The 15,722-nt window shown below is 72.0% G+C and carries 13 protein-coding genes; all 13 read right to left on the reverse strand.

All coding sequences use genetic code 11. The annotated features are described in order from the left end of the window. Positions 1-102 precede the first annotated feature (102 nt). Positions 103-822 carry a YggS family pyridoxal phosphate-dependent enzyme gene (locus tag K7G60_RS00245; RefSeq protein ID WP_225798686.1) on the reverse strand — a complete coding sequence of 240 codons (720 nt, stop codon included), beginning with the start codon at positions 820-822 and terminating at the stop codon, positions 103-105. After that, entirely contained in the window at positions 819-1,559 is a 741-nt protein-coding gene (pgeF, locus tag K7G60_RS00250) for a peptidoglycan editing factor PgeF (RefSeq protein ID WP_225798687.1), read from the reverse strand. Before pgeF ends, K7G60_RS00245 begins: the two co-directional genes overlap by 4 nt. Further along, positions 1,556-2,770: a cell division protein FtsZ gene (gene ftsZ, locus K7G60_RS00255; RefSeq protein WP_225798688.1), complete on the reverse strand. Its 1,215-nt coding sequence runs from the start codon at positions 2,768-2,770 to the stop codon at positions 1,556-1,558. The genes pgeF and ftsZ overlap by 4 nt, the downstream gene beginning before the upstream one ends. 278 nt (positions 2,771-3,048) lie before the next feature. Then, positions 3,049-3,852, reverse strand: a complete 804-nt coding sequence (locus K7G60_RS00260) for an FtsQ-type POTRA domain-containing protein (RefSeq protein WP_225798689.1) — start codon at positions 3,850-3,852, stop codon at positions 3,049-3,051. Between the two features lie 27 nt (positions 3,853-3,879). Beyond that, a complete protein-coding gene (gene murG / locus K7G60_RS00265; RefSeq protein ID WP_123451410.1) occupies positions 3,880-4,965 on the reverse strand; it encodes an undecaprenyldiphospho-muramoylpentapeptide beta-N-acetylglucosaminyltransferase in 1,086 nt (361 codons plus the stop codon). A gap of 6 nt (positions 4,966-4,971) precedes the next feature. Beyond that, on the reverse strand, positions 4,972-6,312 hold the full coding sequence (gene ftsW / locus K7G60_RS00270; protein WP_225798690.1) for a putative lipid II flippase FtsW: 1,341 nt from the start codon (positions 6,310-6,312) through the stop codon (positions 4,972-4,974). Between the two features lie 55 nt (positions 6,313-6,367). Next, positions 6,368-7,807 carry a UDP-N-acetylmuramoyl-L-alanine--D-glutamate ligase gene (gene murD, locus K7G60_RS00275; protein WP_225798691.1) on the reverse strand — a complete coding sequence of 480 codons (1,440 nt, stop codon included), beginning with the start codon at positions 7,805-7,807 and terminating at the stop codon, positions 6,368-6,370. After that, complete coding sequence (mraY, locus tag K7G60_RS00280; protein WP_225798692.1) at positions 7,789-8,859, reverse strand: phospho-N-acetylmuramoyl-pentapeptide-transferase; 1,071 nt, start codon at positions 8,857-8,859, stop codon at positions 7,789-7,791. The genes murD and mraY overlap by 19 nt, the downstream gene beginning before the upstream one ends. Beyond that, positions 8,856-10,280, reverse strand: a complete 1,425-nt coding sequence (gene murF, locus K7G60_RS00285; RefSeq protein ID WP_225798693.1) for a UDP-N-acetylmuramoyl-tripeptide--D-alanyl-D-alanine ligase — start codon at positions 10,278-10,280, stop codon at positions 8,856-8,858. Before murF ends, mraY begins: the two co-directional genes overlap by 4 nt. 4 nt (positions 10,281-10,284) lie before the next feature. Further along, entirely contained in the window at positions 10,285-11,976 is a 1,692-nt protein-coding gene (locus tag K7G60_RS00290) for a UDP-N-acetylmuramoyl-L-alanyl-D-glutamate--2,6-diaminopimelate ligase (RefSeq protein WP_374115554.1), read from the reverse strand. Between the two features lie 16 nt (positions 11,977-11,992). Further along, the gene (locus K7G60_RS00295) at positions 11,993-14,002 is read right to left on the reverse strand and encodes a penicillin-binding protein 2 (RefSeq protein ID WP_225798695.1); all 2,010 of its coding nucleotides are present in this window, start codon (positions 14,000-14,002) and stop codon (positions 11,993-11,995) included. Positions 14,003-14,009: 7 nt separating this feature from the next. After that, positions 14,010-14,747, reverse strand: a complete 738-nt coding sequence (locus K7G60_RS39095; RefSeq protein WP_308079788.1) for a septum formation initiator family protein — start codon at positions 14,745-14,747, stop codon at positions 14,010-14,012. Then, a complete protein-coding gene (rsmH, locus tag K7G60_RS00305; RefSeq protein WP_225798696.1) occupies positions 14,744-15,700 on the reverse strand; it encodes a 16S rRNA (cytosine(1402)-N(4))-methyltransferase RsmH in 957 nt (318 codons plus the stop codon). Before rsmH ends, K7G60_RS39095 begins: the two co-directional genes overlap by 4 nt. Positions 15,701-15,722 lie beyond the last annotated feature (22 nt).

A 15,722-nucleotide genomic window follows, 5' to 3' on the forward strand; every position in this document is an offset into this window, starting at 1 on the left:
TGGTGGATCGGCCTTGTCACCAAGTGCCGGCGATCCACGGGCCATGCCGCCGTTCTGCGGAATGACCATATTTTCTGCTGTGGTCCGACTTGCTTCGCGACGTTACCCGAGCTTCGGGCGGACACCGAGTACCGCCGTACCGACGCGTACGTGTGTCGCCCCGGCGGCGACGGCCTCCTCGAGGTCCGCGCTCATCCCCGCCGACACCATGTTCGCAGCCGGACGGGTCGCGCGCAGGACAGTCGACAAATCCATCAGCCGCTCGAAGGCCGCGCGTTGCCGGCCGGCGTACTCCCCGGCGAGCGGGGCGACGGTCATCAGTCCGTCGAGCCGCAGCCCGGGCGCGGCGTCGACGGCCGCGGCCAACTCCTCGATCCCGTCCGGGGCGACACCGCCGCGGTCCCCCCGCTCGCCGGACTCGGCGTCGAGCGCGACCTGGAGGAGGCAGCCGAGTTCGCGGCCCGCCTTCTCCGCGGCCGCGGAGAGCGAGGAAACGAGCTTCAAGCGGTCGACGGACTGCACCACATCGGCATAACCCACCACGGATCTGACCTTGTTGGTCTGCAACTGACCCACGAAGTGCCAGGTCAGATCAAGATCGACACAGGCGGCCGCCTTGGGGGCGGCGTCCTGGTCCCGGTTCTCGGCGACGTGCCGCACCCCGAGCTCGTGCAGGAGTCTGACGTCGCTCGCGGGGTAGGTCTTGGTGACCACGATCAGCGTCACCTCCTCCCGCTCGCGCCCGGCGGCGGCGCACGCGGCGGCGATGCGCTCCTCCACCGCCGCGAGATTCGCGGCGAGTTCCGACTTGCGATCCGTCATGTCTCTTCTCGGTCCAACCAGACATATCCCGCGAGTCGCCCTGTGGTGCGATCGCGGCGGTACGAGTAGTGGTCGCGCGATTCCAGGGTGCAGACCCCGGCGTCCTCGATGTCCCGGACACCGAGGCGCACCAGTTGCGCGCGCACCCCGGCGGCGACGTCGACGGCGGGGGTTCCCCAGGAGGTCTCCGCGTGCGCGGCGGGTTCGACGGCCGCGACCTCGGCGCGCATCGTCTCCGGCACCTCGTAGCACCGGCCGCAGACGGCGGGTCCGGTCCGGGCGACGATCCGGGCGGGTTCGGCGCCGAGCTTCGTCATCGCCGCGACGGCGGCGGGGACGACTCCGGCGACCATTCCGGGCCGCCCGGCGTGGGCGGCGGCCGCGACCCCGGCGACCGGATCGGCGAGGAGGACGGGGACGCAGTCCGCGGTGAGCACGGCGAGGGCGAGTCCGGGCCGGGCGGTGACGACGGCGTCGACGGCCGGGACGTCCGCGTCCCCCCACGGTCCGTCGACCTCGACGACGTCCGCGCCGTGCACCTGGTTCATCCAGACCACCCGCGCCGGGTCGAGCCCGAGGGCTCCGGCGGCGGCGGCCCGGTTGGCGCGTACGGCCGCCGGCTCGTCCCCCACCGCTCCGCCGAGGTTGAGCTCCTCGTACGGAACGGCGCTCACCCCGCCCCACCGGTCGGTGAAGGCGAAGTGGGCGCCGTTCGCGTCGAAGCGATGTCCTATCACTTCAGGAAGTCCGGGACGTCCAGCTCCTCGGCCTGGCTGTCCGCGTACGGACGGGCCGGCGGGACCACCGGCGGGACGGACGCCAGCGGGGACTCGTTGACGACCGGGGCGGGCTCGACCGGGGCCGGGGCCGGCTCCTCGCGCGGGGCGACCGTGCCGAGGCCGCCCAGCGGGCGGGGGGTCTCGGTGACGCGGGGCGCCGGGGCCGGCTCCTCGCGCTTGGCAGAGACCGAGCCGATGATGTTGTCCCGGCGGGCCGGCGGCTGGCCGCCGTCGAAGCCGGCCGCGATGACGGTGACCCGGACCTCGTCGCCGAGGGCGTCGTCGATGACGGCGCCGAAGATGATGTTGGCCTCGGGGTGGGCCGCCTCGCTGACCAGCTGCGCGGCCTCGTTGATCTCGAAGAGGCCGAGGTCGCTGCCGCCGGAGATGGAGAGCAGCACGCCGCGGGCGCCGTCGATGGAGGCCTCCAGGAGCGGCGAGGAGATCGCCATCTCGGCCGCCGCCACCGCGCGGTCGTCGCCGCGGGCGGAGCCGATGCCCATGAGCGCCGAACCGGCCTCGGACATGACCGACTTCACGTCGGCGAAGTCGAGGTTGATCAGACCCGGGGTGGTGATGAGGTCGGTGATGCCCTGGACACCGCTCAGGAGGACCTGGTCGGCCGACTTGAAGGCGTCGAGCACGGAGACCTGGCGGTCCGAGATCGAGAGCAGCCGGTCGTTCGGGATGACGATGAGGGTGTCGACCTCTTCGCGGAGCTCGGCGATGCCGTCCTCCGCCTGGTTGGCGCGCCGGCGGCCCTCGAAGGTGAACGGCCGGGTGACCACACCGATCGTCAGGGCGCCGAGCGAGCGCGCGATGTTGGCGACGACGGGCGCGCCGCCGGTGCCGGTGCCGCCGCCCTCGCCTGCGGTGACGAAGACCATGTCGGCCCCCTTGAGGACCTCCTCGATCTCCTCACGGTGGTCCTCTGCCGCCTTGCGACCGACGGCCGGGTTGGCCCCGGCCCCGAGGCCGCGGGTGAGTTCACGGCCGACGTCGAGCTTGACGTCGGCGTCGCTCATCAACAGCGCTTGCGCGTCGGTGTTGATCGCGATGAACTCGACGCCCTTGAGACCGACCTCGATCATTCGGTTGATGGCATTGACACCACCGCCGCCGACACCGATGACCTTGATGACTGCGAGGTAGTTCTGCGGTGCTGCCACGTCGAAGGCCTCTCGCCTCGAGTTACGTGTCGTCGCTGCGCGGTTGGTCGCGCCGCTCCGACGGATGCCGATTGGGACGGTCCGAAACGCCGACCCGAACCCTAACGTTGAAGTTTAGGGTTACCAGTGTCTCTGTTCGCTGGACTCTTCCGAACAGGACACTAAGTCGACAAGTGGCGCACGTTCAACGAACACGCCGAACCTCCCGTTTTTCTTTTCACCCTATGTGATCACCCGTAGCGCTGGCCAACCAGGGTGCTGGCCAGCGGAGATGGCCGTCAACTCCCGGACGAGGCGGGTGCCGTGGGAGCACTTACGTCGAAGTGCCCCGCTTTGGGGCTCGCCTTCATGAGGGCGGTCAGCACCCGGGCCTTGACCGGGCCGTACTCCCCACTGCCCCAGAAGACCGTTCGGCCCCCGGCCAGCTCCAGGGTGACGGAGTCGTACGAGGTGATGCGCACGACACGAGCGTCCCGGGCGACCTCTGGCGGGAGTTCGCCACGGACGCGGACCGCCTCTCGGAGGAGCCGGTCCGCGCCGAAGCGCCGGAGGCTCGGCGAGGCGGCACTGTCGAGGACGAGCCGGGGGACGCCGCGCGGAGCCGTGTCGACGGTGGCGAACCGCATGCCCGTGGAGTCCACCTCGGTGAACTTTCCGCCCTTTTCGACGAGCAGGACGGGTTGCCGTTCCGTCACTTTCAGCCCGATTCCGTGCGGCCACGACCGCACGACGTCGATCGACTCGATCCGCGGCAGCCGCTGCCGGAGCCGGGCCTCGATCGCGTCGGCGTCGACGGTGACGAGCGGGGCGCCCATCGGGACGGCGGCGACCGCCTCGACCTCGGCCGGCTTCAGGACCCGGGTGCCGGAAGTCTTCACATCTTCCACACGGAACCAGGACGATCCGTAGAGCGCCCAGGCCCCGCCGGCCACGAGCGCGACGAGGCCGAGCGCCACGAGGAGCACCCTGGGGGCAGGTACCCGGAACTGGTGGTTCCGGGTGCTGGCGCCGGACGACCGCCCCGACGACCCCTTCGACTTGCTGGTACCGCTCTTCTCCGCGGTCGTCGGTCCGGCTGCCACCTGGCGCCTCCTGCCCTCACCCTCCCGCTAGCGGGAGGCGATCGCCTCGTACACCATGCCGACGAGCAGGTCGTCGGCGTCCCGGCGGCCGAACTCGGCGGCGGCGCGGGACATCTCGTACAACCGGTGCGGATCGGCCAGTACGGGCAGGACGTTGCCCTGCACCCACTGCGGCGTCAGCTCCGCGTCGTCGACGAGGAGCCCGCCGCCCGCCTTGACCACCGGCTGGGCGTTGAGCCGCTGTTCGCCGTTGCCGATGGGCAGCGGGACGTACGCGGCGGGCAGCCCGACGGCGGAGAGCTCGGCGACGGTCATCGCGCCCGCGCGGCAGAGCATCATGTCGGCCGCGGCGTACGCGAGATCCATCCGGTCCACGTACGGTACCGGCACGTACGGCGGCATACCGGGCATGTTGTCGACGCGCGGCATCTCGTTCTTCGGGCCGACCGCGTGCAGGATCTGGATGCCGGAGCGCTGGAGGACCGGGGCGATCTGCTGGATCACCTCGTTGAGCCGCCGGGCGCCCTGGGAGCCGCCGGAGACGAGCAGCGTCGGCAGGTTCGGGTCGAGGCCGAAGGCGGCGCGCGCCTCGGGCCTCATCCGCGCCCGGTCGAGGGTCGCGATGGTGTGCCGCAGCGGGATGCCGATGTAACGGGCGTTGCGCAGCTTGCTGTCCGGGGTGGCGACGGCGACCCCGGCCGCGTACCGCGAACCGATCTTGTTGGCCAGACCGGGCCGGGCGTTGGCCTCGTGGACCACGATGGGCACCCCGAGGCGCTTGGCCGCCAGATAGCCGGGCAGGGCCACGTAGCCGCCGAAGCCGACCACGCAGTCCGCCTTGGTGCGCTCCAGGACCTGCTCTGCCGCCTTGATCGTGCCGCGCAGCCGTCCGGGGACGGTGATCAGCTCGGGGGTGGGCTTGCGGGGCAGCGGTACGGCGGGGATGAGCGCCAACTCGTAGCCCCGCTCGGGCACGAGCCGGGTCTCCAGACCCTTCTCCGTGCCGAGCGCCGTGATCCCCACGCTGGGGTCCTGCCTGCGCAGGGCGTCCGCGAGGGCCAGCGCGGGCTCGATGTGGCCGGCGGTCCCCCCGCCGGCGAGTACGACATGCACCGAAATTCACCGCTCTCCGGACGGGCGCTTCTTGACGCGCCGTCGCATCGACTTCCATCTCTTCCCGGCCCGCTTGCCCCAGCCGGGGCGTCGCATGGCCAGGGCCGCTTTCGCGGCGGGTTCCTGTCGCGCGAAGGCGATGAGGAGCCCGACGGCGAACATGGTCGGCAGCAGGGCCGACCCTCCGTAGGAGAACAGCGGGAGAGGGACACCGGCGATCGGCAGCAGGCCGAGCACCGCACCGATGTTGATCACGGCCTGAGCCGTGATCCAGGTGGTCACACCTCCCGCGGCGAACCTCACGAAGGGGTCCTCCGTGCCTCCGGCCACGCGGATACCCGCATAGCCTAGAGCCGCGAACAGGGCGAGTACCGACAGCGTCCCCGCGAGACCCAGTTCCTCACCGGTGACCGCGAAGATGAAGTCGGTGTGCGCTTCGGGGAGTTGCCCCCATTTCTCGACGCTCGCGCCGAGTCCGGAACCGAACCATCCGCCCGAGGCCAGAGCATAGATTCCGTGCGCGGCCTGCAGACAGGGGGCTCCCTCGCCACCGGGGTCGGTCGCGCCGATGCAGTCGAAGCGCTTCATCCGGTTCGAACTCGTCTTGATCAGCAGCACGCCGATCGCGCCGGCCACCGTGAGCACGCCGACGAAGAGCCGGGTGGGCGCTCCGGCCGTCCACAACAGGCCGAAGAGGATGGCCGCGAGGATGATCGAGGTGCCCATGTCGCCGCCGAGCATGATCAGTCCGAGCAGCATGAAGGCCCCGGGGACCAGCGGCACCAGCATGTGCTTCCACTGGGTCAGGAGCCGCGTGTCCTGCTTGCGCGCGAGCAGGTCGGCCCCCCACAGGATCAGCCCCAGCTTGCCGAACTCGCTGGGCTGGAGCTGGAAGGGGCCGCCGAGCGAGATCCAGTTCTGGTTGCCGTTGACCGCGTGCCCTATCCCGGGGATCTGCACGAGGACCATCAGGAAGACCGCGCCGACCAGGATCGGGTAGGCGAGCGCCCGGTGCAGCTTGACCGGCATCCGCGAGGCGACCAGGAGCAGCCCGGTGCCGAGGAGCGCGGCGAAGAACTGCTTCCGGAAGAAGTAGGAGGGCACCAGGTCGTAGCGGAGCGCCGTGATCATCGAGGCCGAGTAGACCATCACGAGGCCCAGCGTGGTGATGAGGAGCCCCGCACCGATGATCACGTAGTACGCCGTCAGAGGCCGGTCCCAGGCCTTGCGGGCCCGCTCGTACAGCCCCCGCACGCCCGTGCCGCGCGGCCGCCGCGGGGTCGCGGGGGCCCGCCCTCCGCCGCGTGCGGCGGAGGGCCGGCGTGCCCCGGCGATCTTGCTCGGCATGGTCGCTGTCCCCTCCAGTCGTGCCCGGTCCGGCCGGACCCTCCCGCTGGTCGGATCAGGCGTCCCCGGTGGCGGCGAGGGCGCGGACGGCGTCCGCGAAGGCCTCGCCCCGCTTGTTGTAGTTGGTGAACATGTCCATCGAGGCGCAGGCCGGGGCGAGCAGGACCGTGTCTCCCGGGCGGGCGAGCCGGGCCGCCTCGCGGACCGCCTCGGACATCGCCCCAGTGTCGGTCCGGTCGAGGTCCACCACCGGGACCTCCGGGGCGTGTCGCGCCAGGGCTTCGCGGATCAGGGCGCGGTCGGCGCCGATCAGGACGGCCCCGCGCAAGCGCTTCGCCGACCGCTGGACGAGCTCGTCGAAGGTGGCGCCCTTGGCGAGGCCGCCGGCGATCCAGACGATCGGGTCGTAGGCGGCCAACGAGGCTTCGGCGGCGTGGGTGTTGGTGGCCTTGGAGTCGTCGACGTACATGACGCCCTCGACCTCCTCGACCGGTTCGATGCGGTGCGGGTCGGGCCGGAAGGCCTTCAGGCCGTCCCGTACGGCCTTCGCCTCGACGCCGAAGGCGCGCGCGAGGGCGGCCGCGGCGAGGGCGTTGGCGATGTTGTGCGGGGCCGACGGCTGGACGTCGGCGACCTCGGCGAGCTCCTGGGCGTTCTTCTGCCGGTTCTCGACGAAGGCGCGGTCGACGAGGATGCCCTCGACGACGCCGAGCTGGGAGGGGCCGGGGGTGCCGAGGGTGAAGCCGATGGCCCGGCAGCCCTCCTCGACGTCGGCCTCGCGCACCAGGTCCTCGGTGGCCTTGTCGGCGACGTTGTAGACGCAGGCGATCCGGTTGCCCTCGTAGATCCGGCCCTTGTCGGCGGCGTACGCCTCCATGGAGCCGTGCCAGTCGAGGTGGTCGGGCGCCAGGTTGAGCACGGCGGCCGAGTGGGCGCGGACGGAGGGCGCCCAGTGGAGCTGGTAGCTGGAGAGCTCGACGGCGAGGACGTCGTACTCCTGCTCGCCGAGGACGGCGTCGAGGAGCGAGACGCCGATGTTGCCGACGGCGGCGGTCCGCAGGCCCGCCGCCTCCAGGATCGAGGCGAGCATCCGCACGGTCGTGGTCTTGCCGTTGGTGCCGGTGACCGCGAGCCAGGGCGCCGCTCCGGGGCCGCGCAGGCGCCAGGCGAGCTCGACGTCGCCCCAGACCTCCACGCCCGCCTCGGCGGCGGCCGCGAAGAGGGGCTTGTCGGGCCGCCAGCCGGGCGTGGTGACGATCAGCTCGGTGCCGGTCGGCAGGGTGGCCCCGTCGCCGAGGCGGACGGTGATGCCCTCCGCCTCCAGCTCCGCGGCCTGCGCCCTGGAGCGCTCGTCGTCGCCGTCGTTGACGACGGTCACGAGCGCGCCGCGGGCGTGCAGGACGCGGGCGGCCGGGATGCCGGAGACGCCGAGTCCCGCGACGGTGACCTTCTTGCCGTTCCAGTCGAGCTGTTCTGTCACTTTTCCGATGCCCATCCCGCGTAGAAGAGGCCCAGGCCCACGATCACGCACATGCCCTGGATGATCCAGAAGCGGACGACGACCAGGACCTCGGACCACCCCTTGAGTTCGAAGTGGTGCTGGAGGGGTGCCATCCGGAAGACGCGCTTGCCGGTCAGCTTGAACGAGCCGACCTGGATGATCACGGACATCGTGATCAGTACGAACAGGCCGCCGAGCAGGGCCAGCAGGAGCTCCGTACGGGAGCAGATGGCGAGACCGGCGAGGGCGCCGCCGAGGGCGAGCGAGCCGGTGTCACCCATGAAGATCTTGGCGGGCGAGGTGTTCCACCAGAGGAAGCCGAAGCAGGCGCCCATCAGCGCGGAGGCGACGACCGCGAGGTCGAGCGGGTCGCGGACCTCGAAACAGGCGTTGGGGTTGGTCAGCGTGATCGCGTTGGCACAGGACTCCTGGAACTGCCAGAGCCCGATGAAGGTGTACGCGCCGAAGACCATCACCGAGGCGCCGGTGGCGAGGCCGTCCAGGCCGTCCGTCAGGTTCACGCCGTTGGACATGGCCAGGATCATGAAGAGCGCCCAGACCACGAAGAGCACCGGGCCGATGGACCAGCCGAAGTCCGTGATGAAGGAGAGCTTGTCGGAGGCCGGGGTCTGGCCGCGCGCGTCCGCGAACTGCAGCGAGAGCACGGCGAAGGCGATGCCGACGATCAGCTGGCCGGCCATCTTCGCCTTGGCCCGCAGACCGAGCGACCGCTGCTTGACGATCTTGATGTAGTCGTCGAGGAAGCCCACCAGGCCCATGCCGGCCATGAGGAACAGCACCAGGACGCCCGAGTACGTCGGGTCCTCACCGGTGATGACCTTGGCCAGCGCGTACGCGATGAGCGTGGCCAGGATGAAGGAGATGCCGCCCATGGTGGGCGTGCCCTTCTTCCCGGCGTGACCGCGCGGGCCGTCGTCACGGATGAACTGCCCGTACCCCTTGCGGGCAAGGAGCTTGATCAGCAGCGGCGTGCCGATCAGGGTCAGGAAGAGCCCGATGGCCCCCGCGAAGAGGATCTGCCTCATCGGCCGGTGACCTCGCCCTCGGTGTCGAGGAGCGCCAGCGCGACCTGTTCGAGACCGACCGACCTGGAAGCCTTCACAAGGACGACGTCCCCCGGGCGCAGCTCACTGCGCAACAGGTCGACAGCCGCCTGCGCGTCGGACACGTGCACCGACTCCTCACCCCACGAACCCTCGTTATATGCGCCCAGTTGCAGCCAGGACGCTTCCCTGCCCCCGACCGCGACGAGCTTGCTGACGTTGAGCCGGACGGCGAGCCGTCCGACCGCGTCGTGCTCGACGAGCGATGCGTCACCGAGCTCGGCCATCTTGCCGAGCACCGCCCACGTACGAGCCCCTCGGGCCTGTGCGGCCCTGCCCATGGCCGCGAGCGCGCGCAGGGCGGCTCGCATGGACTCGGGGTTCGCGTTGTAGGCGTCGTTGACGATCGTCACGCCGTCCGGACGCTCGGTGACCTCCATGCGCCAGCGCGACAGGGTGCCGGCCTCGGAGAGCGCGGTGGCGATCTCTTCGACAGGCATGCCCAGCTCGTGCGCGACGGCGGCCGCTGCGAGCGCGTTCGACACGTGGTGCTCACCGTACAGGCGCAAGGTCACGTCACTGCACCCGGTGGGTGTGTGAAGCCTGAAAGAGGGCTGTCCGTTCTCTGTGAGGTGGACGTTCTCGGCCCGTACGGCCGCTTCGTCCGCTTCGCCGAACAACGTCACGCGGGCCTTGGTGCGGCTCGCCATGGCGCGGACGAACGGGTCGTCGGCGTTGAGGACCGCGATCCCGCCCTCCTCGGCGGACGGCAGGGACTCGACGAGCTCGCCCTTCGCCTGGGCGATCTGCTCCCGGCCGCCGAACTCGCCGATGTGGGCGCTGCCCACGTTGAGGACGAGGCCGATGCGGGGCGGGGTGAGCTCCGTGAGGTAGCGGATGTGGCCGATGCCGCGGGCGCCCATCTCCAGGACCAGGTGCCGGGTCTCGTCGCTCGCGCGGAGCGCCGTGAGCGGCAGGCCGATCTCGTTGTTGAGCGAGCCGGGCGTCCACACGGTGGGTGCGTGCCGGTCGAGGACCTGGGCGATCAGGTCCTTGGTGGAGGTCTTGCCGGCCGAGCCGGTGAGGGCGACGACATCGGTGCCGAGCCGTTCCACGACCGCGCGGGCGAGGGCCCCCAGCGCGCTCTGGACGTCGTCGACGACGATGGCGGGGACGCCGACGGGGCGGGCGGCCAGCACGGCCGCCGCTCCCGCCGCGACGGCGCGCTCCGCGTAGTCGTGGCCGTCGACGTGCTCACCGGTGAAGGCCGCGAAGAGGCTGCCGGCCCGCACCTCGCGGGAGTCGATGACGACGGGCCCGGTGATCCGGGTGGCCGGATCCGGTATGTCGTGCGCCTGCCCGCCGACGATTTCGGCGATCTCGGCGAGGGAGAGGGCGATCACTGCTTCATCCCTGACTGTTCTCGTGACGGTGTGCGTCCTGCTGGCTCTGCTGGCTCTGCTGGCTCTGCTGGCTGAGAATCGCCGCGCGCAGGACCTCGCGGTCGTCGAAGGGGCGTACGACCCCGGCGGTCTCCTGGCCCTGCTCGTGGCCCTTGCCGGCGACCAGGACGGTGTCGCCGGGCCGTGCCCGGGCGACGGCGGCGGCGATGGCTGCGGCCCTGTCGGGTTCGACGAGGACGTGGCCGCGTTCCTCCGCCGGCACCTCGGCGGCGCCGGCGAGCATGGCGCCGAGGATCACCAGGGGGTCCTCGGAGCGGGGGTTGTCGGAGGTCAGGACGGCGGTGTCGGCGAGCCGGGCGGCGGCGGCTCCCATCGGGCCGCGTTTGGTGGTGTCCCGGTCGCCCCCGCAGCCGATGACCACGTGCAGCCGGCCCTCGGTGACCTCGCGCAGGGAGCGCAGGACCGATTCGACGGCGTCCGTCTTGTGCGCGTAGTCGACGACCGCGAGGTACGGCTGGCCCGCGTCGACCCGCTCCAGGCGGCCCGGGACGCCGGGGACGGCGGCGACCCCCTCGGCCGCGGCCTTCGGGTCCAGGCCGGCGGCGGCGAGGGTCGCGATCGCGGCGAGGGTGTTGGCGACGTTGAACGGGCCGGGCAGCGGGGCGGTGGCGGAGATCCGCTCGCCCTCGGGCCCGACGGCGGTGAAGGTCGAGTCGTGGGAGCCGAGGACGAGGTCCTCGGCGCGCCAGTCGGCCTCGGCCCGGCCCTCGGCGGAGAAGGTGACGACCGGGACGGTGGCCTCCGTGACGAGCCTGCGGCCGTACGCGTCGTCGAGGTTGACCACGCCCAGGCGGCTGCGCGCGGGCGTGAAGAGCCCGGCCTTGGCCTGGAAGTAGTCCTCCATGTCGGAGTGGAACTCCATGTGCTCCGGGCTGAGGTTGTTGAAGACGGCGACGTCGAAGACGCAGCCGTCGACCCGGCCGAGCACGAGGGCGTGGCTGGAGACCTCCATGGCGACGGCCTCGACGCCCCGCTCGCGCATGACGGCGAAGAGCGCCTGGAGGTCGGTGGCCTCGGGGGTGGTCCGCTCGGACTTGATGCGCTCGTCGCCGATCCTCATCTCGACGGTGCCGACGAGGCCGGTCCTCCGCCCGGAACCGCGCAGTCCCCCTTCCACCAGGTAGGCGGTGGTGGTCTTGCCCGAGGTGCCGGTGATGCCGATCTGGAGGAGGTCCTCGCCGGGGCGCCCGTAGATCGCGGCCGCCAGTTCGCCCATCCGGCCCCGCGGGTTCTCCACGACGAGGACCGGGAGGCCGGTCGCGGCGGCGCGCTCGGCGCCCGCCGGGTCGGTGAGGATCGCGGCGGCACCGAGCCCGGCGGCCTGGGCGACGAAGTCCGCGCCGTGCGCGCGGGCGCCGGGCAGGGCCGCGTACAGGTCCCCCGGGCGCACGGCCCGCGAGTCGTGCGTGATGCCCGAGATCTCGGCGGCCCGCGGGGCTTCGACCCCGAGCTGCGCGGCCAGGTCGCCCAGGGGTGTCGGGCGGGCCTGCTCCGGCCGGGGTGGGGCGTTTCGGTACTGATCAGCGTGTGGCACGGCGGTGAGCGTACCGGGCGCACCCTGTGCGGGGCCAAAAGAGCCCGGGGCCTCGCCGGAGTTCGATTTCCGGTTCCCGGAATGGGGGGTGATCGTTGTCACTGGTGCTCCCGGAGTGTCACGGGGTGGGTTCGAAGTCGACGGGCAGTCGAGCGGGGGCGCTGCCCGTGGGGGCGACGTGGAGGGTCTTGAGGGCGAACTCCATGACCTTCTTGTAGATGGGTCCGCAGATCTGGCCGCCGAAGTAGCTTCCCTTGGTGGGGTTCTGGATGGCGCAGTAGACCGTGATCTGCGGGTCGTCGGCGGGGGCGAAGCCGGCGAAGGAGGCGGTGTACCCCTTGTAGCGGCCGAGCTCGGGGTCGACGCGGTTGGCGGTGCCGGTCTTGCCCGCGACGCGGTAGCCGGGGATCGCGGCCCTGTTGCCGGTGCCGTCCTCGTCGTCGACGACGGACTCCAGCATCTGCGCGAGGGTCTTGGCGGTCTTCTCGCTGACGACCCGGGACTCCTTGGGCGCGGGGGCCGCGGCGAAGCGCCCGTCGGGTCCCTTGGTGCCGCGGACGAGGGTCGGTTCGATCCGTACGCCTCCGTTGGCGATGGTCGAGTACACGGAGGCGGCCTGCATGGCGCTGACGGAGAGGCCCTGGCCGAAGGGGATCGTGTACTGCTGCGAGGTGGACCAGTCCTGCGGCTTGGCGAGGATGCCGGGGGTCTCCCCCGGGTAGCGCAGGCCGGTGGGGCTGCCGATGCCGAACTTGCGCAGGTAGGAGTAGAGGACCCGGTTGGACTCGGCCTGGTCGGCGCCGAGTCGGCCGGTGGCGAGGATGGTGCCGATGTTGCTGGACCTGGCGAGGACGCCGTTGAGCGTCAGGTACCAGGTCCTGTGGTCGACGTCGTCCTTGAAGAGCCGGTCGCCGCGGTGGAGCCGGTTGGGGACGGTGACGTGGGTGTCGGGGGCGGCCTTGCCCTCCTCCAGGACGGCGGCCATGGACATGATCTTGCTGGTGGAGCCGGGCTCGTAGGCGTCCTGGAGGGCGGCGTTGCCCATGGCCGCGGCGTTGGCGGCGGAGAGGTCGTTTGGGTCGAAGCCGGGGGCGTTGGCCATGGCGAGGACCTCGCCGGTCCTGGTGTTCTGCACGACGACGTAGCCGCGGTCGGCCCTGGACTTCTTCACCTGCTCGGTGATGGCCTGCTGGGCGGCCCACTGGATGTCCCGGTCGATGGTCAGCTCGATGTCGGAGCCGGGGACGGCGGGGGTGCCCTGGGAGCCCGCGGTGGGCACCTGGCGGCCGCCGGACTGGGTGAAGCGGATCTTGCCGTCCTTGCCGGCGAGTTCCCGGTCGAGCATGGACTCGAGACCGCCGGCGCCGCGGCCCTCGGCGTTGACGTAGCCCAGTATCCCGGCGGCCAGCTCGCCGTTCGGGTACACGCGCTTGCTGCTGGGCTCGCTGAGGATGCCGCCGAGGAGGTTGATCCCGTTCCCGCCGACGGCCTGGGCCTTCTGGCCGTAGACCCGCTTGAGGTCCTTGATCTGGTTCCAGACCTGCGGGGTCTGCTTGCGGGCGAGCAGGGTGTAGCGGGACTTGGGGGTGCGCAGCTTCTTCGCGAGCTCGGCCGGTTGCTTGCCGAGGATCGGGGCGAGGAGCGCGGCCGCCTGCTCGGGGGCGTCGGCCGTCTTCGACTCCTCGCGGGTGAAGAGCTTGGGGTCGGCGGTGATGTCGTACGCGTCGACGCTGGCGGCGAGCGCGATGCCGTTGCGGTCGGTGATCTCGCCCCGCTCGGCGGAGAGCGTGTACTCCTGGAAGCGGTACTTGTCGGCCTTGGCGGCGTACGCACCGGCGTCGACGGCCTGGACCTGGAGCAGCCGCACCACGAAGACCAGCATGACGAGGGTCAGGCCGAGGGAGATCAGCCGCAGCCGGGGCCGCGGGCTGCCGAGCCGGATGGTGCGGGGCTGCCGGGCCGGAGGCCGGGCCGCGGGACGCTTCGCGGCCGGGCGCGGGGCGGGGCGGGACGGACGGGCCCCGGGCGTGCGGGCTCCGGTCGTGCGGGCCCCGGCGGAGGCGGGCCGGGGGCGTGCGGGCCGGGCGGGGCCGGGGACGCGGCGGCCCGGGGGCTCCTTGGAGGGCACTGCTCGCTCACCTGCCGGTTTGTGTCGGTGCGGGTTCTGGCGCTGTCCGTGCCTGGCGGTCCCGGACGTCCGGCACCGGCGCTGTCCCTGCCTGGCCGGTGCCGGTGGGGTCCTGCCGCTCGGGTCCCGGCGCTGCCCCTGCCTGGCCGGTGCCGGTGGGGCCCGGGCTGGTGGGGGTTGCTCCGGTCGTGCCCGTGCCGGTGTTCATGACCTCGGGTGTGCTTGCGCTCCCGGTGGCGCTGACCGCACTCGTGGGGCTGCCGGAGGTACCGGTGTTCGTCGTGGCGCCGGTGCGCGTGGCGGACGTGGTCCCCGGGGTGCCGGTTCCGGCCGGCGGCGGCGTCGGCTTCGGCTGGGGCTTCGGGGTCGGTTTCGGGGCGACCGCGACCGACGGTTCGCCGAGGACCCTGCCGTCCGGGCCGAGGAAGGCGGGGCTGCCGCCGGGGACCATGCCGAGCTCGCGGGCCCGCCGCTCCAGGGCGTCGGGGGCCGCGTAGTCGTCGACGTCCCGCTGGAGCGCCTGCTCCTCGTCGGTGAGCTCGGTGGTCTTGTCCTTGAGCTCGTTCAGCTGGAAGGAGCCCTGGTTGAGGGCCGAGTTCAGCAGGAGCAGGGTGATCAGCCCGCCGCCGAGCAGGACGACGACGAGCAGGACGAAGGGGGTGCGGGCGGCCGAGCTGGGCCCCGACGGCATGAGCCGGCCGAGTCGCTCGGCCCGCCCTTTGAGGGGCCCCTTCGCCGTGCTCACAGGACGTCTTCCCGGATGCGCTCGACGCCCCGGAGCCGGGCGGGGGCGGCCCGCCGGTTCTCGGCGACCTCCTCCTCCGTGGGCAGCTCGGCGCCCCGGGTGAGCAGCTTCAGCCGGGGCTGGTACTTCTCGGGGACGACCGGCAGCCCGGGCGGGGCGGTGGTCGCCGCACCGGCCGCGAAGACGCCCTTGACGATCCGGTCCTCCAGGGACTGGTACGAGAGGACGACGACCCGTCCGCCGACGGCGAGGGCCTTGACGGCCGCCGGGATGGCCTTCTCGACGCTGTCGAGCTCGTGGTTGACCTCGATGCGCAGGGCCTGGAAGGTGCGCTTGGCCGGGTTGCCGCCGGTGCGCTTGGCGGCCTGCGGCAGGGCGTCCCGGATGAGCTCGACGAGCCGGGCGCTGTTGGTGAAGGGCTCCTTCTCGCGCTCGCGCACGATCGCGGAGACGATCCGCTTGGCCTGCTTCTCCTCGCCGTACGCGCGCAGGATCCGGACCAGCTCGCCCGCCGGGTAGGTGTTGAGGACCTCGGCCGCGCTGATGCCGGTCGTCTGGTCCATGCGCATGTCGAGCGGGGCGTCCTGGGCGTAGGCGAAGCCGCGGTCGGCCTCGTCCAGCTGCATGGAGGAGACGCCCAGGTCGAAGAGGACGCCGTCCACCTTGTCGATGCCGAGCCGGTCGAGGACCTCGGGCAGCTCGTCGTACACGGCGTGGACGAGGGTGGCCCGGTCCCCGTACGGGGCGAGCCGCTCGCCGGAGAGCCGCAGGGCCTCCTTGTCGCGGTCGAGGGCGACGAGCCGCGCCTCGGGGAACCGCTCGAGCAGGGCCTCGCTGTGGCCGCCGAGGCCCAGGGTGCAGTCGACGACGACCGCGCCGGGGCGCTGCAGTGCGGGGGCCAACATGTCCAGGCACCGCTGGAGCATCACCGGGACGTGTCGGTCGTTGCTCAATGCGCCCTCTCAGGTCCGGCGC

Source organism: Streptomyces sp. NK15101, from assembly GCF_020400725.1.
GTDB lineage: Bacteria > Actinomycetota > Actinomycetes > Streptomycetales > Streptomycetaceae > Streptomyces.

Bases quoted from the DNA above. Each gene is read 5' to 3' on its own strand.
- K7G60_RS00245 (WP_225798686.1), bottom strand. From the start codon at position 822: ATGACGGATCGCAAGTCGGAACTCGCCGCGAATCTCGCGGCGGTGGAG.
- ftsW (WP_225798690.1), bottom strand. From the start codon at position 6,312: ATGCCGAGCAAGATCGCCGGGGCACGCCGGCCCTCCGCCGCACGCGGC.
- murD (WP_225798691.1), bottom strand. From the start codon at position 7,807: ATGGGCATCGGAAAAGTGACAGAACAGCTCGACTGGAACGGCAAGAAG.
- mraY (WP_225798692.1), bottom strand. From the start codon at position 8,859: ATGAGGCAGATCCTCTTCGCGGGGGCCATCGGGCTCTTCCTGACCCTG.